19 protein-coding genes and 1 riboswitch are annotated in these 20,680 nt (G+C 48.0%); of the genes, 8 read left to right on the forward strand and 11 right to left on the reverse strand.

From position 1 onward, the window contains the following. Positions 1–91 precede the first annotated feature (91 nt). The 7 genes from argS to speE form a co-directional block, all read right to left on the reverse strand. Positions 92–1,771: an arginine--tRNA ligase gene (gene argS, locus QP794_RS32250; protein ID WP_285080731.1), complete on the reverse strand. Its 1,680-nt coding sequence runs from the start codon at positions 1,769–1,771 to the stop codon at positions 92–94. Next, positions 1,768–2,193, reverse strand: coding sequence for a YwiB family protein (locus tag QP794_RS32255; RefSeq protein WP_079345574.1), 426 nt, complete (start codon positions 2,191–2,193; stop codon positions 1,768–1,770). Before QP794_RS32255 ends, argS begins: the two co-directional genes overlap by 4 nt. Positions 2,194–2,458: 265 nt before the next feature. Then, on the reverse strand, positions 2,459–2,752 hold the full coding sequence (locus QP794_RS32260) for a DUF6171 family protein (protein WP_285080732.1): 294 nt from the start codon (positions 2,750–2,752) through the stop codon (positions 2,459–2,461). A gap of 4 nt (positions 2,753–2,756) precedes the next feature. Next, positions 2,757–4,238: an alpha-N-arabinofuranosidase gene (locus QP794_RS32265; RefSeq protein WP_285080734.1), complete on the reverse strand. Its 1,482-nt coding sequence runs from the start codon at positions 4,236–4,238 to the stop codon at positions 2,757–2,759. Positions 4,239–4,454: 216 nt separating this feature from the next. Next, positions 4,455–5,642 carry a WD40/YVTN/BNR-like repeat-containing protein gene (locus tag QP794_RS32270; protein ID WP_285080736.1) on the reverse strand — a complete coding sequence of 396 codons (1,188 nt, stop codon included), beginning with the start codon at positions 5,640–5,642 and terminating at the stop codon, positions 4,455–4,457. A gap of 915 nt (positions 5,643–6,557) precedes the next feature. Continuing rightward, on the reverse strand, positions 6,558–7,427 hold the full coding sequence (gene speB / locus QP794_RS32275; protein WP_024628791.1) for an agmatinase: 870 nt from the start codon (positions 7,425–7,427) through the stop codon (positions 6,558–6,560). A gap of 15 nt (positions 7,428–7,442) precedes the next feature. Next, a complete protein-coding gene (speE, locus tag QP794_RS32280) occupies positions 7,443–8,270 on the reverse strand; it encodes a polyamine aminopropyltransferase (RefSeq protein ID WP_024628792.1) in 828 nt (275 codons plus the stop codon). A gap of 414 nt (positions 8,271–8,684) precedes the next feature. On the opposite strand from speE, the gene QP794_RS32285 reads away from it, so the two are divergent. Next, a complete protein-coding gene (locus QP794_RS32285; protein ID WP_285080737.1) occupies positions 8,685–10,763 on the forward strand; it encodes a transglycosylase domain-containing protein in 2,079 nt (692 codons plus the stop codon). Positions 10,764–10,900: 137 nt separating this feature from the next. Here the strand turns inward: QP794_RS32285 and QP794_RS32290 are convergent, their stop codons facing one another. Next, positions 10,901–11,404 (reverse strand): YwhD family protein, encoded by a 504-nt coding sequence (locus tag QP794_RS32290; RefSeq protein ID WP_079345562.1) that lies wholly within the window; start codon positions 11,402–11,404, stop codon positions 10,901–10,903. Between the two features lie 100 nt (positions 11,405–11,504). Here QP794_RS32290 and QP794_RS32295 point away from each other — a divergent pair, with 100 nt between their 5' ends. From QP794_RS32295 to QP794_RS32315, 5 genes are all read left to right on the forward strand, one after another. Then, positions 11,505–13,496: a M1 family metallopeptidase gene (locus QP794_RS32295; RefSeq protein WP_285080738.1), complete on the forward strand. Its 1,992-nt coding sequence runs from the start codon at positions 11,505–11,507 to the stop codon at positions 13,494–13,496. Positions 13,497–13,506: 10 nt separating this feature from the next. Then, a complete protein-coding gene (locus QP794_RS32300) occupies positions 13,507–14,349 on the forward strand; it encodes a hypothetical protein (protein WP_285080739.1) in 843 nt (280 codons plus the stop codon). A gap of 251 nt (positions 14,350–14,600) precedes the next feature. Next, positions 14,601–14,738, forward strand: a riboswitch (cyclic di-AMP (ydaO/yuaA leader). 3 nt (positions 14,739–14,741) lie between these two features. Further along, the gene (locus tag QP794_RS32305) at positions 14,742–15,212 is read left to right on the forward strand and encodes a C40 family peptidase (protein ID WP_024628797.1); all 471 of its coding nucleotides are present in this window, start codon (positions 14,742–14,744) and stop codon (positions 15,210–15,212) included. Between the two features lie 398 nt (positions 15,213–15,610). Then, the gene (locus QP794_RS32310; RefSeq protein WP_079345550.1) at positions 15,611–16,105 is read left to right on the forward strand and encodes a GNAT family N-acetyltransferase; all 495 of its coding nucleotides are present in this window, start codon (positions 15,611–15,613) and stop codon (positions 16,103–16,105) included. A gap of 149 nt (positions 16,106–16,254) precedes the next feature. After that, the gene (locus tag QP794_RS32315) at positions 16,255–16,614 is read left to right on the forward strand and encodes a c-type cytochrome (RefSeq protein ID WP_094939379.1); all 360 of its coding nucleotides are present in this window, start codon (positions 16,255–16,257) and stop codon (positions 16,612–16,614) included. Between the two features lie 328 nt (positions 16,615–16,942). On the opposite strand, the gene rbsK is transcribed toward QP794_RS32315, so the two are convergent. The 3 genes from rbsK to QP794_RS32330 form a co-directional block, all read right to left on the reverse strand. After that, positions 16,943–17,929 carry a ribokinase gene (rbsK, locus tag QP794_RS32320; protein ID WP_285080741.1) on the reverse strand — a complete coding sequence of 329 codons (987 nt, stop codon included), beginning with the start codon at positions 17,927–17,929 and terminating at the stop codon, positions 16,943–16,945. A 45-nt stretch (positions 17,930–17,974) separates the two neighbouring features. Continuing rightward, positions 17,975–18,271, reverse strand: coding sequence for a 4a-hydroxytetrahydrobiopterin dehydratase (locus QP794_RS32325; protein ID WP_079345544.1), 297 nt, complete (start codon positions 18,269–18,271; stop codon positions 17,975–17,977). A 252-nt stretch (positions 18,272–18,523) separates the two neighbouring features. Beyond that, positions 18,524–18,817, reverse strand: coding sequence for a hypothetical protein (locus QP794_RS32330; protein WP_285080742.1), 294 nt, complete (start codon positions 18,815–18,817; stop codon positions 18,524–18,526). A 234-nt stretch (positions 18,818–19,051) separates the two neighbouring features. On the opposite strand from QP794_RS32330, the gene motA reads away from it, so the two are divergent. Beyond that, a complete protein-coding gene (gene motA, locus QP794_RS32335; protein ID WP_024628803.1) occupies positions 19,052–19,852 on the forward strand; it encodes a flagellar motor stator protein MotA in 801 nt (266 codons plus the stop codon). Then, complete coding sequence (motB, locus tag QP794_RS32340) at positions 19,839–20,654, forward strand: flagellar motor protein MotB (RefSeq protein ID WP_079345542.1); 816 nt, start codon at positions 19,839–19,841, stop codon at positions 20,652–20,654. The genes motA and motB overlap by 14 nt, the downstream gene beginning before the upstream one ends. Positions 20,655–20,680: the final 26 nt, after the last annotated feature.

Here is a 20,680-nt window from a genome sequence, read left to right on the forward strand (position 1 = left end):
AAAGTCTCCATGTCCACGCTGCATTGCAGGCGTGGTGCATGGAGACTTTTTGCCAAAGCCATAGGGCGGCTGAGCACCGCCAAGGCTTGTATTACATTTTGTCCGGTGCGGATACGCCCACCAGACGAAGCGCTGTTGCGATGACGGTGCGTACAGCACCGATCAGCGCCAGACGCGCCTGGGTTTGTCCCGCGTCTTCAGTAATGACGCGCTCTGCACGGTAGTAACTGTGGAACAGGGATGCCAGTTCATATACATAACGAACAATACGATGAGGCGCATATCCCGTAGCAGCAGTCGCGATTTCTTCAGGCAGCTCACCCATTTTGCGAAGAAGGTCATATTCATGCTCCGTTGTCAGCTTCGAAAGGTCGATCTGTGACAATGGCAACAGCTCAATGCCCTGTTCTTCTGCCTGACGGTACACGCTGCATACCCGAGCATGAGCATATTGTACATAGAATACCGGATTTTCATTAGACGTCGAAATGGCGAGGTCCATGTCGAAGTCCAGATGAGAATCCATGCTGCGCATGGTGAAGAAGTAACGAATGGCATCGATGCCTACTTCGTCCATGAGATCTTCCATCGTAACTGCTTTGCCTGTACGCTTGGACATCTTCACTTTCTCGCCGTTCTGGAACAAGCTCACCATCTGTGCAATCAACACGACCAATTTCTCCGGATCGTTGCCGAGTGCTTGCATGGCCGCTTTCATCCGTGGAATATAGCCGTGGTGGTCGGCTCCCCAGATGTTAATCATTGTGTCATATCCACGCGCATATTTATCACGGTGGTAAGCAATGTCTGGCGTAAGGTACGTGTACGTACCGTCATTTTTAATCAAAACGCGCTCTTTGTCGTCACCATACTGCATGGTTTTCAACCAAGTTGCTCCGTCTTGCTCATAGATTTCATTACGATCCCGTAATTCGTCAAGCACACGCAGCACTTCTCCGTTATCATACAGTGAAGTTTCGCTGAACCAGATGTCGAAATTGACACGGAAGCGATTCAAGTCACGTTTGATCTTGTCCAGCTCTTTCTCCAAACCGAAGTCACGGAAATAGGCAGCACGGTCACCCGGATGCATGGACAGCAAAGAATCGCCCTTCTCGGCTACCAGCTCCTTGGCAAATCCTTTGATATCCTCACCGTGATAACCGTCTTCCGGCATCTCTGCATCTTGGCCCAGTTCTTGCAAATATCTAGCTTCAATGGAGCGCGACAGGTTAAACACCTGGTTACCGGCATCATTAATGTAGTATTCACGTGTTACATCATACCCGGCATAGTCGAGGATGTTACAAAGCGCATCACCAACAGCCGCTCCACGCGCATGGCCCAGATGCAGGCTGCCTGTCGGGTTGGCACTGACAAACTCCATCTCGACCTTGCGCCCTTCACCCACATTGATTCTTCCATAATTCTCACCCTGCTCATGTACAAGCCCCAGCACAGGATAGAGATAGCTCTTGTCCAATTTGAAGTTAATGAATCCTGGTCCGGCAATTTCAGCCTTCTCGATTCCAGCTTCAGTCAGATTGAGATTGGCAATAATCTCTTCTGCAATCTGGCGTGGATTACGCTTGGCAATCTTGGTCAGTTGCATAGCGGCATTGGTCGCCAAATCGCCGTGTGTTTTCTCGCGTGGTACTTCAAGGGTAATGGTCGGCAGGTCCTCCTGCGCAACAATGCCGGCAGTCACAATGGCATTGCCGATGGCTGTACTTACCCGTTCGTTAATCGTATCTAATGGATTACGTGTCATGAAATTGGTTCCTCCTGTATATGCAAACTAATCGCGAAATGTCCGGATTCTTCGTCAAAGCGGTAAAAGTCGTAGCTCCACGCTGCGCGTGCGCTCAATCCCTGAATGGAAAGTTCCAGCTCCTGTGTATGCGTGGACAAGGCAAACGACATATACGGCGAGCGGTAAAAACCAGGGAGCTTGCGGCCTAGTTCAAACGTTTGCTCCGATTCCACCTCGCCATGACGTATAATCTTGATGGATTGTCCGCCCAGCTTCAATGTTGTTCGGGTAATACCGCCCTCGGGTCCGGTCTGTGGTTCTTCATACCGTACATAGAGCACAGATCCTTTCAACACGGCTTCACCCTGCATTTCCTGCAGTACATCTTCACCTTCATAACGGCTGTGCAGCCGGATCTGAACCGGTCGCATGTTCGACATGAATGTTAACCTCCATTATATTCGAGGCGACGCAAAATCAGGCACGGCCGGTGAGAACAGCCCTTCCTGTATTGTTGTGCCGCTATACGCGCTCATATTTCCGGATAGCTCGCTATCCTACACTCTACTGTATAACTATATCCAGTTCACCCGCTCAATTCAAATCCAAATTCAGAGTTATTGCCCATCAGCGCCAAAAAAAGCAGAGCCACACCTGTAAAGTGCAGCTCCGCCTTGCTTCATTAATAAGGAAATACGTTCCGAATCAGGTCCATCGCGGCTCATATGGAAATGGACAGGTCGACTCTACCAGCTTGGCGCGCACCTGTACGAGACAGCCACAATAGCGACAGGTCGTGCCGTACTGTAAAGCTGGACAATGGGAGCAAATGCTCATACGCCGCTCATATTCACTATCCTCGACTACCGGACGTGAGCGTGAAGCCAACGCCACGAGACGCGCCATCTTGGCTTCACTGATCTTTACATCATATTGATCATTACATCCCTTGCAAGGTTGCTGCTTTCCGATAGGTCCACCTGTCACAGATGCTTCCATTGGATCAGCCCTTTACAGCGATTACTCCAACAGAGGCCGGAGGCAGCACAAAACGCAGTTTGTTATTTTCGAGTGTAATACCCTTCCATTCCGCAGGCTGAACTCGATCCGGCTGTTCAAATGTGTTGAACGCACCATAATCTGCATGATGTAGAATCTGTCCGTATACAGAAGCAGCATCGACTGATTCGATGTGACAGACCACTTCAAGCTCATCCGTATGACTAAGGTTACACGCTGTCACATGAATAATTCCATCATTGCTGCGAGAAGCCGACAAACTTAGTTGAGGGATGGTCTCGTCCCCGAATGTATATCCAGGACTCTCATAGTTCAGCTCCAATCGCTGTGCGTCCATATGCACCTGATACATATCGAACACATGATATGTAGGCGTAAGCAGCATCTTATCTCCTTCAGTCAGAACGAGCGACTGGAGAACATTAACGATCTGTGCCAGATTGGCCATGTGCACTCTTTTATTGTGTGCGTTAAAAATATTCAGATTGATCCCGGCAAGTACGGCATCTCGCATCGTATTTTGCTGGTACAGAAATCCCGGATTCGTACCCGGTTCAACGTTATACCACGTTCCCCACTCATCCACGATAATACCGACTCTGCCCTCAGGGTCGTATTTATCCATAATCTCGGAGTGCTTCACAAGTAACTCTTCCATATATAGCGTCTTTTTCAACGTTGTGAACCATTCGGCTTCTCCAAATCCTGTAGCCTCACCTTTATCCGCCCACTCACCTGTTGGAATGGTGTAATAATGGAGGCTAATTCCATCCATAAAACGACCGGCCTCCCGCATTAATACTTCCATCCAATCGTAGTTGTGATCGTTTGGCCCACAGGCGATTTTATATATCTCATTTCCGGAATAATTACGTACATATGTCGCGTAACGACGGTACTCATCTGCGTAGTATTCAGGACGCATATTACCGCCGCAACCCCAGTTCTCGTTCCCGACACCAAAATATTTCAGCTTCCATGGCTCTTCACGGCCGTTGCTCTTCCGCCAGTTCGCCATCGGAGATTCCCCATCAAACGTGATGTACTCCACCCATTCCTGCATCTCCTGCACCGTACCACTCCCCAGATTGCCACTGATATACGGCTCTGTACCGAGCAACTCACACAATCTCAGAAATTCATGCGTACCAAAATGATTGTTCTCTTCTACCCCGCCCCAGTGTGTGTTGATCATGCGGGCGCGCTCACTTTTTGGACCTACGCCATCTTTCCAATGATATTCATCGGCAAAACAACCACCAGGCCAACGAAGTACGGGAATATGAAGTTTTTGCAGTGCCTTCAGCACGTCATTCCGTATACCTTCTGTATTCGAAATAGGTGAATCTTCCCCTACCCACAGCCCTTCATAAATACATCTCCCCAGATGCTCTGAGAAGTGACCATATATATTGCGATTTATTAATCCTTGTTCCGAATCCGTCTTTAAAATAACATCAACCATAATTTCAACCTCCCCAAAAGTGTTGTTATCGCTTACAATAACGTGTTTGTGAACAGGATTCAACCGTTTTTATTTAAGAACAAACAAGCCCTTTCCGGCAGTTTAAATCCGGAAAAGGCTTGTTTGTTCATGTCGGCCTCATCAGGCCAAATAAGTTAAGATTTATACACTTTTAGATTGAAATTGCCTTGAAATTATTCCATGGCCTGACGCCAATTACTCGTTTTCAGCGGGCAACAATATTTTTTGCTTCCATGTTGTTCCGCCATCTGTCGTCTCATAAATAGCAGGAGAATTGTCGCTTGTTACGACGAGCCAACCTGTTTTGGCAGAAGGAAACGAAATGCGGGAGCTATAACCTGGATCCTTCAGGTCAATATTTTTCCACGTGGAACCTGCATTATAAGAACGGCCAATCCCTACTTTGCCTGCTGCAGGGGATCCTCCCGAGAGATAGGCCGTCTGATTACCGATCAACGCCATGTTCCCTGGGTGACCCCCTGGTTCTGCGGGACCTTTTCCGTTCCCTGTGCTGCTTGCACCTGGAGCCGGACCACCACCTGCTGTATGTTGGGCGAAGACCTGTCTCCAGTTCTTGCCTTCATTCCCGCTCGCGTAGAGAGAATACGACTGCTGGGACATGCCTGCATCGCCATATAGAAGGGCCCATACCTGGTTACCGCTCGCGTATATATCTCCACCGCTCCACGTTGTTGAGGTTACCTTCAGCGATTGCGTCCAGTTCTTGCCTCCATTACTTGTCTGCATGATTCGGTACCCCGAGCCAGGAGCGACTACAATCGCATAACCTTGCTTCTCTGTCGTGAACACAGCTCCGCGTGTATTGGCTGGTGTAGAGATGGGGCTCCATGTTGCACCCCCGTCCTTTGTCATATATGCCCCATTATAGGTGTACCCAAAGCCTTCATTTTTAGTGCGAAAATCAATTCGCTTAAATTGTAAGCCACCAATATCCATCCGTGTCCAGTGTGATCCACCATCTGTTGAGCGGATGAGATACGTCGTAGGAGAATTCTTCACCTGAGCCAATGCAAATCCATTCACATTATTCGGAAAATCAAGTTGTGTGAACTGCCATTGACCGGTATAAATGGACTGCCACGTACAGCCTGCATTCGAGGTACCGATCAGGAATCCCTCGCCAGCAGCCCGTCCGGTTGTATTGTTTAAAAAGTCGATATCCGTAAATTGCAGTCGTTGGTCTTCCACACCACTGCCCTTTTTCAACGTAGCTGTTAATCCATGATCTCCACTTCCACACGTTGGGGAGGATGCAGCGTTAGCGCCTGGTAGTGTATGTACCGGACCAAGTCCCCAAGCCAGCGTTACCGATAATGCGAGTGCGCCGATCCGTTTCCATGTCATTCTGCTCATTGTTGTCATTGTGACACCTCCTTCTATGGTTTTACCCCATTTTGCAGGATTTAACGTAACAATTTGTTTATCCCGCGTGACATTATTGCAATAAAAAAAAACACTCATGCCCACATTTTTTATCTCATGGGCATGAGTGGTTCATCATTAATCTCTACTACGAGCCGATTTAAATGGGATATGTCTTAAAAGCAATAATCACAAAAGTGATACTTAAAATAAGGCACAGGACAAAATGCAATTTATTGTATTTAAGTGTCTTGATGCTAAAGGCAACATATAACATGGCGAGATTAGCCAGTATTAACGTTAAATTGATGAACAAAGTCATTGTTAATATAAGATTGATGGTAAATATCATAAGTACCGCTATAAACCATTTGGGATACATACTCAATTGAGCCCGGATTGCATGCATAACAAAACCCCTTCCCTCTATTTCCATATTATACATAAATATTAAGATAGAGTCATCCCGAATAAGTGTTTTCTGCATGACACACGGGTGTATTTATATATACAACAAATGGTAGAGGTATGGGAACATACGTGCTATAAACGATGTTATGGACTTGAATTGCAAGCGAAAACCCACCTGATAAGGTCGGAAGCCTGACGGTGGGTTTCGCTTGCATAGCAATATTTAATTCATGCACGCCGTGGCAGTCCACAGCCTTTCGGGGTCCTAAGAGTCTTTACCGTTGGCGCGGTGAAGGCTCTTTTTTATATATGGTCAAACCCAATCACCATATACTTCACGAATGTAATATATCAATGAATATATTACTGAATACTTTTGTAGTCAGTATAACATCATCCAGAAATGAGGTTCAATCAATCAAGTTTAAGAGACGATCATAAAAAATGCCCTCTCCTACGCAGGCTTTTAACCTGACGCAGACAGAGGACGCTGTTATTTTGCTATTACTTCACAAATCCAAGCAGCATTTCACGGATCATCTTCGCAGCCACAATTTGTGTCTGTTCCGTAGGATCGTAAATAGGTGCCACTTCCACCAGATCACAACCCACTACATTTACATCTGATCCTGCAATCATGTGGATGGCTTCAAGCAGTTCCTTGGACGTAATACCGCCCGCTTCTGCTGTTCCTGTACCCGGAGCCGCAGACGGATCAAGCACGTCGATATCAATTGTAACGTATACCGGACGGTTACCCATTTTCGGAAGAGCTTCCTTCATCGGAGCTGCCACTTCAAACGGATAGAAGTTGATGTTCTCCCGTCCGAATTGGAACTCCTCACGGGAACCGGAACGAATTCCGAACTGATAAATATTTTTGCCGCCCATCAGTTCAGCTGCTTTACGCACTGGTGTCGAGTGGGACAATGGCTCGCCTTCATAGTTTTCACGAAGGTCCGCATGTGCATCAATATGAATCAAGATAAGGTCGGGATATTTCTTGTACATTTGCTGAATGACAGGCCAAGTGACAAGGTGTTCCCCGCCGAGACCAATCGGGAATTTGTCGTCCGCCAGCAGGCCACCGATATATTCTCCGATGACTTCGAGACTGCGTCCTGCATTACCGAAAGGCAAAAGCAGATCCCCAGCGTCAAAGTATGTCATATCCACAATGCTTTTATCCAGGTAAGGACTGTACTCTTCAAGTCCAACCGACGCCTGACGGATATGGGAAGGGCCAAAACGGGACCCTGGACGGAAGCTGACGGTGTAATCCATCGGCATACCATAAATAACCGCTTTGGAGTTCTCATAGTCCTCCGAACTGCAAATAAACACGTTACCTGAATAAGCTTGATCCAACTTCATCTGATTATTTCCTCCTTATTTCGTAAGGTCTTCCACGAATTTAGGAAGAACAAACGCCGCTTTGTGCAGACGTGGAGAGTAATATTTCGTATCCATCTCTGGAATCTGCGTCTCGTCCACCTCAAGCGGATTATGTTTTTTGCTACCCATTGTAAAGGTCCACAGACCACTTGGGTACGTAGGGATATTACAACCGTACACAAGTACGATAGGGAAGATTTCTTTAACGTCCTTGTTTACCTTTTGAATCAGGTCCGCTTTGAACCATGGGTTGTCCGTTTGAGCAACGAAGATCCCATCTTCTTTTAGCGCTTCATAGATGCCCTGGTAGAAACCGCGCTCAAACAGCGGAGCAGCCGGACCTACAGGCTCTGTGGAGTCAACGATGATTACATCGTATTCATTTTTATGCTCTATAATATGCATGTAGCCGTCGTTCACCAGCACTTCAACGTTAGGCTCGTCCAACTTACCGGCGATTTCAGGCAAATACTTTTTGGAATATTCAATCACTTTCCCGTCGATTTCGACGAGAACTGCTTTTTCTACAGCAGCGTGCTTAATAACTTCACGGATAACTCCGCCGTCACCGCCACCGACAACCAGCACCTTTTTCGGATTCGGGTGTGTGTTTAGCGCAGGGTGGGCCGCCATTTCATGATAAACGAATTCGTCTTTCACCGTCGTCATCACCATGCCGTCAAGCAGCAACATATTGCCAAATTCCTCGGTCTCTACCATAGCCAGATCTTGAAAATCCGTCTTTTCGCTTACATAGGTCTGCTTAATCTTCGCGGTGATTCCGAATGCGGGGGTCTGTTTCTCCGTAAACCACAATTCCATAATCTCTACCTTCTTTCCGTAAAGTTAATGATCAGCCATACCTGACAAAGCGCGGGTGCGCTGCCAGTTCGCCCAAGCACGTCCAGCGTTCGGCGCCATACAGCGTTATGGTTGCTGGCTGCGGGAAAGGTCCGCGTTTCACTACATTATATAGATTAAATTGACCAGAGCGTACATAGCGTCTGAGTGATCAAAGAATCACTGACAATGGTACTGTTCGATCTTCCTTGCCTGTTGTATGTTGTGCCGAACTGTTATCTTTCATTACCCTTTTGCATTATACGCGATTGACGTTTATACTGCAAAACGGTTTTTTTTCTGCAAAAAAGCTATATTTTAAACCGTTAAACGGGATGATTGAATATCCGTGTCACCGAATTCCCATACTGGAAAGAAAAGAAAGGAGCCCGTTCCATGACCCAACCAAGCCAAAAGACCCGCAAACGCGGGTTCCGCATATGGAAAGTCATCAAAAGTCTGACTCTGCTCGCTATTCTCGGCCTAATCGCCCTGGCAGCAGGATTAGTCTACCTATACGCCACTAGTCTGCCGCTGGCTGACTCGGATCGCAATTCCAGGCTGCTGGACAGCCAGGGCGAAGTCATTGCCACTTTCTCGGCGGGAGGCAAAGACTCGGTGCCTGTACAGTTAGGAGATATTTCACCTGACTTGGTCAACGCCACACTAGCAGTTGAGGACCGCAAATTCTATGATCATGTCGGCTTCGACATCCGAGGAATGGGACGGGCTGTACTCGTAAACCTGGAGCATATGCAGATGTCTCAGGGCGCAAGTACACTGACCCAGCAGCTCGCGCGTAACCTGTATTTGTCCCATGAAAAGACGTGGACCCGTAAAGCCAAGGAAGCCATGTACACGGCACAATTGGAGATGAAATACACCAAAGATGAAATTCTGCAGATGTACCTGAATGAAATCTATTACGGTCATGGTGCCTACGGAATCGAAGCGGCTTCCCGGATGTATTTTGGCAAATCGGCCAAACAGTTGACACTCGCCGAAAGTGCCATGCTTGCAGGAATTCCAAAGGGTCCGACGTACTATTCTCCATATAATCATATGAAGAACGCCAAGGATCGGCAGAAGGTTGTATTAAATGCCATGGCTGACATCGGCAAAATTTCGCAAGCGGAAGCTGATAAGGCTTATGAAGAAATGCTCTCGTTCAAGCCGGAAAGTGAACGTAAAACCGTGGAAAGCGCCCCCTATTTCCGCGATTATATCCGGAATCTGGCGGTCAAGGAGCTGGGAATCAGCGAAGCGATGCTGGATCATGGAGGATTGAATATATACACCACGCTTGATCTGCGTGTACAAAAAGCGGCGGAAGACGCCGTAGCCAAAGGCATGGATGCCAAAAGCGAGCTGGAAACCGCTCTGGTATCGATTGATCCCCGTACCGGATACATCAAAGCGATGGTGGGCGGCAAAAATTACCGGACCAATCAGATTAACCATGTACTGGCGACTACACGCCAGCCAGGATCTGCTTTTAAACCGATTATGTATCTGGCTGCCCTGGAATCCAAACAGCTCACCAGTGCTTCCATGTTTAAAAGCGAGCCAACCCTGTTTCATTATGACAATGATCGCAAGACCTATAAACCCGGCAATTTCGGGGATAAGTATCTAGGTGAGATTGATCTGAGACAGGCCATCGCCGCTTCGGACAACATCTACGCGGTAAATACGATTATGCAGATCGGACCTGAACAAGTGGTGAAGATGGCCAAGAATCTAGGGATTACGAGTAATATGAGCCCGGTACCCTCCCTTGCACTCGGAACCTCACCGGTTAGTCCTCTGGAGATGGCTTCCGCATTCTCCGCTATTGCCGCAGGTGGACAGCGAACACCTCCTGTAGCCATTCTACAAGTGACGGACGCCGCAGGACGAGTAATCTATGAAACACCTCAGACCAAGGCTGAGAGGGTCGTTGAACCCGCTGCTGCTTATGTATTAACACGGTTGATGGAGAGTGTGTTCGAAAATGGCGGAACAGGCAATCGGGTATCTGCAACCATTAAACGGCCTGTCGCTGGCAAAACAGGGACAACGAATACGGATGCCTGGTTAGTTGGCTTTACCCCAGAGCTCTCCACAGCTGTCTGGGTCGGTTACGATCAGGGCAAAGCCATCTCCACATCCGACGGGCGTCGTGCGGCACCTATGTTTGCCCAGTTCACGGAACAGGCTCTTGCCAGTGTTCCACCGAAGATCTTCACCGTACCGGATAACGTCGTCAGTGTATATATCGATCCCGAATCCGGCAAACTGGCTGGCAATGGCTGCGCCGAGAAACGGCTGGAAGTTTTTATTGATGGCACAGAACCGACTGAGGTCTGTCGCAGCGCTTCAGACGATTCGGGTTCAGAGGATGATAAAAACAGTCGCGAAGTGCAGAATCAGCAGGGAATACAGGAAGAGAAGCATTCATGGTGGAAGGATTTCAAACGCTGGTGGGTGGAATGACCAAAGTGACGTAAATACGTAATGACGCAATTACGCCACTCCAAAATTTCCAGTTTCAGCACAAAAGCAAAAGCCCCGAACCGATCATCTCGGTCACGGGGCTTTTGCTTCTTTTTTTAAACGGCTTTGCACATGAATTAGGCAAGCGCTTCTTTCAATTCATCTGGAGAAGCGTTCCACCATTCTTCGTTATGCGTAATCAGCAGTTTTTTGAGTGCTGCGCGATCCTCCGGTCCAAGATCATCCAGCATGAACCGGCGCTTCATAGCATAATCCATACGATTCACATGTTCGGCCAGCAGTTTCCATCCACGACGAGCTTCTGTATCAATCCACATCTCACACGCGGTTGCTCCACCATAGAGCTGCCCCTGTTCGTTACGGTCCACAGCTACCCATACCAGCCATACCTGGCGTCCATTGGGTACGTCCTCACGATTGGTGGAGAATTTGATGTTGCGCTCTACCTTACTCTTCGCATGCATTGCACCAATATCGATCTTAGCTTCTCCGTTATCAATAATAACTGGAGACAGGTTGTTCAGATCAATAGAGCCTGCACCGAAGCCTTTGTGTTTGCTCTTTGCACTAACGATATTCAAGGCAATCTGTTTTTTGCCGTTTTGCTCGTTTTGGTCCATTTTATAGCCTCCAAGGGTTGATACAAATATTTTAACTAATAATCGCCCCAATGCAAACATATACATGCTGTAGATGCTTGTCAACGGGAGGTATTTAACGATGATTCCACGACGCGCCAAGAGCTGGCTCACCGCAATTATAGCCCTGTGTGTAATTGCCGGGGGGATATGGCTTGGTCTGGGTACCACACGCTCCATTCATTCTGACTTGCCTGCGCTCGCCCCGGAATCGGGCAAGCCTACGGCACCCGTCAAAACCCAAACATCTCCGGAAAGTATACAGACACCTACCGCTGAAGTGTTCAGCAACCGCGTAGTGGAATATCACATGGATGTGAAGCTCGTAGACGGAAATGTCTTACAAGGGACTCAGACGATAACCTGGACACATCCAGGTAAGAAAACCGTCAGTGAGCTTTATTTTCACATGTATCCCAACGCCTTCTCTTCTGCCGACACCACCTTTATGAAAGAATCCGGGGGAAAGCTTCGCGGCGATGTTATGCCCACGGACGGTTATGGTTCCATGCATATTACAGAAATGAAAACAGAGGACGGGCTTTCCCTCTTGCATCGGATGCAATATGTGCAGCCGGATGACGGAAATATGAAAGATACTACCCTAATTAAGGTACGGCTGCCCAAACCTGTTAAAGCCGGTGAAAGCATCACGCTTCACACCCGATTTGAGGTCAAGCTGCCGAAAATTTTTGCCCGCATGGGAACAGCAGATAACTTTGTTATGGCAGGTCAATGGTTCCCTAAACTTAGCGTATATGAGCCAGTAGGCACACGTGGTCGAACGTCCGAAGGCTGGAATTTGCATCAGTATCATGGCAATTCAGAGTTTTATGCTGATTTCGGCATCTATAGTGTACGTATTCGGGTACCGGAAACATACAAGGTGGCTGCCACAGGATTCCCAACCCAGCAAGCTGTGGTGAAGAACGGCGAAAAAATCTATCAGTTCTATGCGGATGATGTACATGATTTTGCCTGGTCAGCCTCACCTGATTTTGTTTATGCGGAAGAGCCCTTCTCTGCTCCTAATGTGCCTGGCGTTCGAATCAAGCTGTATCTCGACCCTGCGCATGAGGATCTAAAGGAACGTTATTTCTACGCCGCCAAAGCAGCGCTATCCAATTATAGCAAATGGTTTGGCCCTTATCCGTATTCTACACTGTCCATCGTTGTCCCGCCCAAATCGGGGAATGGTGCAGGGGGAATGGAATACCCTACTTTGGTCACTGCCTTCGGTGCGGATGATTCCGCCCCTGGTTACGATCTGGAACGGACGGTTGTGCACGAGATTGGACATCAGTATTTTTACGGTATGGTCGCCAGTAATGAATTTGAAGAGGCTTGGCTGGACGAAGGATTCACCTCCTATGCGGAAGACAAACTGATGGAACAGGAATACGGACTTATCCCGAATCTGCCCGTACAATCAGGTCTCATTACTTCCCCAGCTCCACTGACACAAGAATCCTGGAAGTTTGATTCCCAGAATCATTATGCAGCCAACGTATACACAAGAGGCAAGCTTGTATTACTCGGGATCGAGCAGCAGGTTGGTGCTAAAACGATGGAGCGCATTCTCTCGACCTATGTGAAGAAATACCGCTTCAAACACCCTACTTCTTCTGATTTTCAAAAGGTCGTGGAACAAGTGACCCGCACGTCCTGGTCGGATTATTTTGAACAATACGTATACGGAGACGGCATGGCTGACTTTGCAGTGGAGAAGATCAAGGTCACTCCCGTCCTGAAAGACGGTCAAACCTTGTACGAGTCGTCGGTTACAGTGCAGAAAAAAGGCAGTGAATATACGAAAGTGCCTGTTCGAATTATGTTCGAGGATGGGAAAACCATGACGAAAGAATGGGATGGTAGCAAGGAGCGCATTACCTACAAATTGACCTACACTTCCCCGGTTTCCTGGGCGATGACTGATCCGCTATACACGATCGTGCTGGAGAACCATCATATGAACAATTTTCTGAAATCCGGACTGGATGAGCCAACCAAATCCCGCTGGAGCATGAGCGCAACCAAACTTATAGAAGCTATATTCGGAAGTCTGTCATGGTGAGGTGGATACAGTGAAAGCGAAAATACGTGAAGGCTGGTTTCTCGTCCGTCAGCATATGTTCATTGCGGCACTCTTATTTCTCTATCAATTAATATGGGGATACTTTCTTTATCGGATGGTACAGTCAGCTGTAGTCCCGCTTCTCCTGCGTTATCCTGAACCTGATGCCGGGGAGCTAAGTACAATTCTATTCAAAATGGAGAGCCAGCTTGGTCTGTCAACAAACCCGGAGGTCCATCGCCATTTATGGATTCTAGGGGCTATGCTGCTGCTGCGGATGCTAATTAGCCCACTCATTCAGGCAGGGCTGCTCTACTCACTCCAGCATTTTAATCATTCAGAAGAGCGCGTTCCATTCATTCGCGGCATCAAAAATTTGTGGAAACCGATGTTGTTGCTTCACACGATTCGAACCGTATTGCTGCTGCTGCCGGCTTATTGGCTCGTACCGAAGCTCTATTCCATCTTTATGGATGGCTTTCATTCCCTCCAGCTGCTCTTGCCGGGTATTCCCTATGTTGCTGGTTGGATTGTATACGGGTGGGTAATACATCATGCCCTTCTCTACATGCAGTTTGGGGTCTCGGCTCCTGACGGGGAAGGTGGAGCGCGTGGTACGTTCCAGGCCCTATGGATTGCTCTGCGCCAAATCATCACCTTGATCGGTATTGCGACCCTGCTGGGAGGTCTTCATCTGCTGGTCTTTGGTGCCTTTACCTCAGCTTCATGGTTAGTAACAGGCTTAACCGGCCTTATACTACAACAAACGTACCCACTTGCCCGGTGCTTGCTGAGTCTGTGGAAAATATGCGCCCATTTCCGGTTATGGCAGTCCAACTCGGTCAAGGAATAAATTGAACGGTCAAAATTGTTACCATCTCTATGTAAAGTTAAGCTCATCAAATGCCGTTAAACAAGCAAACCTCGACCTTTCCCCGTCAAAGGTCGAGGTTTTTTTTGCTAATTTTGTTGCTAAACGTTGCCAAAGTGATATACCTCTGTTACAATAATCGCAGTGAGTTTTTAGTAACAACTTTGTAATCTTTACCTTCATATTTGTAACTACTTAAAATTTAATCGTCATTTCTTGATTTCGCAGGTGCACAACTAGCATAGCCAAATTCCTAGCACCTGGGAAGCGGGGGAACCAGTTATGGGTGAATTGATCTTGCAACAGAGGGATCATAGGGGACCTTCAACCGAATCCTTAAGCTAACCTCGCAGGCATTGGAAGGGGTATATCTTTTGTTTAAGAAGAAATTAACCGCAGCTGTACTTAGCCTCACATTCGCATTATCGCTTGGAGCAGGCAGCGCATTCGCAGATTCAAAAATGGACCAAGTCATTGATTCAGCAATGGGAACTACATACAAAAGCGGAGGAACAACGCTTAACGGCTTTGACTGCTCTGGGTTTACAAGTTATGTATTCGACAAGCTGGGCATTGATCTGGCGCGCCAATCAAGTTCACAATTCGACATGGGCGATTCAGTATCCCGTATGGAAATGAGACCAGGTGATCTGGTATTCTTCAATACAACGGGCAAAGGGGTCTCGCACGTAGGGATCTTTGTAGGAGATGGAAAGTTTGCACACTCCTCTTCTTCCAAAGGAGTTACAATCAGCGCATTAAGTGAAAGCTATTGGGCTAACCGCTATGTTGGCGCTAAACGCATTATGAGCACGGACGCATATGAGACATTGGCCATCGACTAGGGACAAGCGGAGCAACGTCATGCTGTAACAATAACACTACTGTAACGAAGCATAATAGAACCGTCTGGTACATTCTCCGCAGGAATGTATCCGGCGGTTTTTTTGTGCTTCGTTTCATCAAAAGTATTTTGGGATAAGCTATCTAACCTAACTTTACTTTTTTCAGGGCTATTTTGCATTGCTTCGTCCGTGCTCTTATAATGTTTTTACCCATCCCACTATAATATAAACGAAATTACCAGAACTTTTGTTTCACTTTTTTTCAATAACGAGGACTTGCCAAATGAACGCCTCTTTTGTAGAGTGAAAACAAGCATAGATATGGAATGACATATCTATGCTATTGGTTAAATTAAAATCATTATAGCTTGTTCACAATGAGAGGAGCGTGCAGTTGTATGGATGAAGCCCCTGTGACGTTTCACGTTGTGCCCATGCAAGAAGAACATGCGGAGCTCATCTGTGATTGGCAGTATGATCCGCCTTATAATATTTATAGCTGGCTGCCCTGGGAGCAGATGAAAGCACTCGAAGTGGAATTCGGAGATCCCCAGCTTCGGAAGGAACAATATGCAGTGGTGTTGGGAGAGGATCATCAAATTTGGGGTTTCGCTCAATACTTCCCACTTGAAGGTGTCACTCGCATTGGGCTTGGTATGCACCCCGAACGCTGTGGTCATGGTCAGGGAACAGCTTTTGTCTCGGCCATTGTGAAGGAAGCCCTTCGCCGGAACCCGGCAAACGAAATTGATCTGGAAGTCCTGACCTGGAATGAACGGGCCATTCGTGTCTATCTCAAGGCAGGATTTGTTACGCAGGATACATACGAACGACAGACACCGAGCGGTTTGAAACCTTTTTACTGCATGGTCTATGAAGGTCCACGCGATTAAATAGGGCTTCAAATCATCGAAAAAGTCCCCGGTTATGTGATTAGTTCAAAAAATTACCACAAAATGCTATGATGTAACTACAGGTTCCGTTATAATGATATGGATAGTTTCAGGTTAGATGATCTTTCATTCTGGAGGGGACATAAGGGATGCACAAATGGATCATGAGCGGGGTATTTTTTGCAGCGTGCGCTTTAGCTATTGTACTAATGTTTACGCTTCCAGGGAAAGAGGAAGTTGCAGAAGAAGCGAAACCGACGATGCCGCAAGTTACCATGGATGCAGGACAGGCCGAGACACTGGTCAAAGCCAACTGTATTACCTGTCACGGTGATCAGCTTCAAGGGGGCATGGGCCCTAGTCTGCAGAAGATTGGCAGCCAGGACGATGTGGAGAAGATTTATACGACCATTGTCAAAGGCAAAAGCGGCGGTATGCCTTCGTTCAAAGACAAGCTGAAGGAAGAAGAAATCGCGAATATTGCGATGTGGCTGGCGGAGAAGAAGTAACCCCATCGTTTAAGGCGAACAGTTAAGACAGGTTGCAAGCATGTATAGCGTGGTGGCTTCAATCACCTCCTGCTCTTTAACGCATGCTCTAAACCACGTTGATGCTGAACGCATAACGTAGCCAACCGTATCACAGGGTTACCGGGTTTAATCAATGTTCTACAGATAAGAGGCTCTCACTCTCCCTTGCCGGGAAAGTAAGAGCCTCTTGGTCATATTTACATGCTTAGCGTGTAGAGAAAGCTCCGGTGAAAATATGCGGCGCTATGGCTACTCCGGTTGCATGAGCTCATTCTGCCGCCTATAATTCATCCTAAAGAAGAATGGTTTACTGCGTTTTTGCCTTCTGCTCGGCAAGGAAAGCCTGCACTTCACGTGCAGACGGCATCCCGGACTGGGCGCCGAGCTTCGTCACGGACAACGCGGCTGCGCCCATGGCGAAGCTTACCGCCGCGTCCAGCGTCTCTCCGCGCGCGAGGGCTACCGCCAGCGCGCCGTTGAAGCAATCGCCAGCGCCGGTCGTGTCGACGGCGCTTACGGCGTAGCCGGGCGCACGGCATGCGCCGGCACGCCCTGCCTGTACGCGGCCGCCAGGCGCCGCCGCGTATACAGCCCCCTCGGGGCCGAGCGTCGTAACGACAGCGGCCCCGAGGGATGCGGCGAGCTCTGCGACCGCCGCATCTACGTCTTCCGGCCGGAGATCATCCCGGCCGGTAAGCACGGCGAGCTCGCTGCGGTTCGGCGTGACGACGTCGACGCACCGCAGGAGCTCCTGGGGCAGACCCGGCACCGCGGGAGCCGGGTTGAGCACCACCAATGCGCTGCCTTCAGCCGCCAGTTGGGCGGCGCGGGTGACCGCAGGCAGCGGGATCTCCAGCTGCAGCAGCACCGCTGCGGCTGCAGTCAGGCTTTTTACCGTATCCGCCTCTTCCAGCATCGCAGGCACAACCTGCCCATTCGCTCCAGGAATGACAATAATCCGGTTATCTCCTTTGGAGAGCCAGATGGAGGCCGTACCAGTAACCGTATCATTCAGAATGCGGACCTGTGAGGCATCCGCCCCGCTTTCCGTTAGACTGTGCAGCAAGCGTTCACCAAAACCATCCGATCCTACCGCACCTACCATCGTTGTCTGTCCGCCAAGTCGTGCTGCTGCCACCGCTTGGTTGGCACCTTTACCTCCGGCCAGATAGTGCAGTTCCTTCCCGCTTACCGTTTCCCCTTCCTCGGGAATGATGTCCGTCTTCACCACCAGATCCATATTAAGGCTGCCTACGACAGTAATAAGTGGTTTGTTCTGATCATCGTCTGACATGTATGCTTCACTCACTTCCGGTAGTGCGATGATAACCGCGCCAGTTTATTCCGACCTCTTTTTCTCAAACGCCTCGTTATATTGCTCTGCTTCTTTAATATCTACAGATGTGATGCCACCTTCATCCCAAGATGTGAGACGTAGCGTGACCGTTGTATAGTCAATCGTAATAAAAGGGTGATGATTGAATGCTTCTGAAATCGCTGCGACCTCATCCACAAATGCAATCCCTTTCATGTAGTTGGAAAATACGAACTTGCGGACAATCCATCGTCCCTCTTCCAGTTCCCAGCCTTCCAGCCTTCCCAGATGAGCTTCGACTTCCTCTTGCGAAAAAACCATACGTTATCTTCCTCCCCATATGATGGCTCATCACAGACAGCTGTCCGCGGTGCCATCAAAACCTTTGGCGCTACCACAGCAACCCAAACGCATAGGTCCACCGCCCTGCGGTTCGCCCGTTTCATGACTATCATCTTACCACGGACAAGCCTCAAATTCCAATAGTACAAATGGCGCTAGATCCACTAACCATAAGGCTTTTGGGAGATTCTCCAACCCCGTTTTCCATGCCAAATATCTTATAGGAGCATACTAAATGAGTGGTACAAAAGTCAGCTCTTCTTCCCCAATTAAGATATGAATTCGGTGCTGTTCCTTGTCATGAATGACCACTCCACTTCCTACCGGAATGACAGACTCCTCACCCAGCGCATAGAACAGATCTTCCGCCAATGCCTCATCCACTTCGAGTTGCTCTGTTACACCAAGGCGTGACCATTCTTCCTCATCCATCTCAAAGAAAACATAGCGGTCCGGTATTCGGCCTATAGCCTGTGTCAAATCTGTCAATATTCCTTCATAATCCCGTCCATGCTTTACGCCCATTGACTTTTCACTCCTGTTTAGCCCCTAAGGAGCAGATTTGTTCTTATTATACCTGAAAATAACCCTTAAAAAAAAAGGCCATCTGGTCGATAAATACTATACATGACCGTTTTAACTGTTTCTGCAACCCTCAAGGTTGCCTAACATTAAACGGATTGCGGTGTAACGTTCGTCCGGAAGCCCGAATAAAGCCGCTTGAAAGGATTCAATTTTATCTCATGGATGAGGTGTATGATGGAAATTTCAACGATTATCGGACTAGTTTTAGGGCTGGTTTCACTTGTAGTGGGTATGTTCCTGAAGGGTGCACCCCTTATCAACCTGGTTAACAACCCGGCAGCCTACGTTATTATTTTTGTTGGTACGGCAGCAACTATTTTCATGGCATTTCCCATGTCTGAAGTTAAAAAAATCCCCAAGCTATTCGGGGTACTGTTCAAAAAGCAGCAACTGATTGACCGTGTTTCTCTAATCGGCACATTTATGGACTGGGCTTCCACCACCCGCCGTGAAGGTTTACTTGCACTTGAATCGAAAGTCGAAGATATCGATGATCAGTTCCTGCGCGGCGGTATGCGTATGATTATTGACGGCAATGATCAGGAATTTGTAAGTGATGTACTCATGGAAGATATTCATGCTACAGAAGAGCGCCATCGTGGCGGTGCCTTGATCTTCGCCCAAGCGGGGATGTATGCACCAACGCTCGGGGTACTCGGGGCCGTTGTAGGTCTCATCGCAGCGCTTGCCGATCTCAGTGATATGGAAAAGCTCTCTCATGCGATTGCAGCAGCGTTTATCGCGACGCTTCTCGGTATCTTTAGCGGTTACGTGTTGTGGCATCCGATGTCCAATAAACTGAAGCGGATGTCCAAGAAAGAGATGGAAATCAAGCTGATGATGGTCGAAGGCTTGTTATCGATACAATCCGGTGTATCCACCATTGCCATTAATCAAAAATTATCTGTATTCCTGACACCTTCCGAACGTAGACAGTTGGAAGAGAAGGAGGGTTCATCAGGTGAAAAAGGCTAAAAAACACGAACCGCATGAAGAACATATAGACGAGAGCTGGCTGCTTCCCTACTCCGACTTGATGACGTTGTTGCTCGCTCTGTTTATCACACTATTCTCTATGAGCTCTATAGATGCAACGAAGTTTGAACAGATGGCTTCAGCTCTGAGCAGCGCATTGAACGGTGGTTCGGGTGTACTGGATCATACCTCCATGAACCCTACAGATTCCACTACAGATTTGGGCAAAAACAAACAGCAGCCTGAAGATATCAAGAAGACACCGGCTCAGATTACAGATGCGCAGATGGCTCAGAAAGAACAGGAAGATCTGGAGAAACTCAAGAAAAAGCTTGATCAATATATTCAGAAAAATGGCCTTTCCGACCAGCTGAATACCAAGCTGAATCAGTCTGAGCTCAAGATTACGATCAGTGATAACGCCCTGTTCTCCTCAGGCCGGGCTGATGTTAAGCCCGAGTCTCGTTCACTGGCCAAAGCCATCTCTAGCATGTTGCAGGAATTCCCGGAATATGAAGTCGTTGTGTCTGGCCATACTGATAATGTTCCCATTTCGAACAGCCAATATAAGGATAACTGGGATTTAAGTGCCGATCGAGCACTGAATTTCCTCAAAATTCTGTTATTAAATGAGACGCTGGACCCAGCGAAATTCACACCTAGTGGTTATGGAGAGTATCACCCGATCGCTAGCAACCAATCTGAAGCTGGACGAGCTCAGAATCGTCGGGTAGAAGTTTCAATTATCCGTAAGTACCAGAGTAACAACACGTCCGTGAAAGCAGTTGAACAAGGTAACTAACGGGGCGTTCGTTGTGCAAACTCACG

Origin of the sequence: Paenibacillus sp. UMB7766-LJ446 (assembly GCF_030226665.1) — a bacterium.
GTDB classification, from domain to species: domain Bacteria; phylum Bacillota; class Bacilli; order Paenibacillales; family Paenibacillaceae; genus Paenibacillus; species Paenibacillus vandeheii.